This window comes from Streptomyces yerevanensis (assembly GCF_000716805.1).
In the GTDB taxonomy this organism is placed as follows: Bacteria; Actinomycetota; Actinomycetes; order Streptomycetales; family Streptomycetaceae; genus Streptomyces; species Streptomyces flaveus.
Map to the genome: position 1 here is coordinate 1 of NZ_JNWJ01000250.1, position 333 is coordinate 333.

1 protein-coding gene is annotated in these 333 nt (G+C 68.8%); it reads left to right on the plus strand.

The window, feature by feature from the left end:
* Positions 1–333, plus strand: a 333-nt coding sequence (locus tag OP79_RS49280) for an ABC transporter permease (protein ID WP_033329905.1), incomplete at both ends; no start/stop codon positions are given.

Below are 333 nucleotides of genomic sequence, written 5' to 3' on the forward strand. Positions count from 1 at the left end.
CGCCCTGGTGCTGGGACCGCTGGTCATCCCGCAGATCGTCACCGCGCTGGGCCTGTTCCTGCTCTTCGAGCCCGCCGCGATGCTGGGCAGCCCGCTCGCCATCGCCCTCGGCCACACGGTGCTGGCCTCGCCGATCGCGGTGCTGATCCTGATCGCCACCCTGCGCGGCATCGACGAACGCCTCGAGGACGCCGCCGCCAGCATGGGCGCCGGACGCCTGACGATCGCCCGGAAGATCACCTTCCCGCTGGCCGCACCGGGAATGATCGCGGCGGCGATCTTCTCCTTCATCACCAGCTTCGACGAGTTCTACATCTCCCAGTTCCTCTCCTC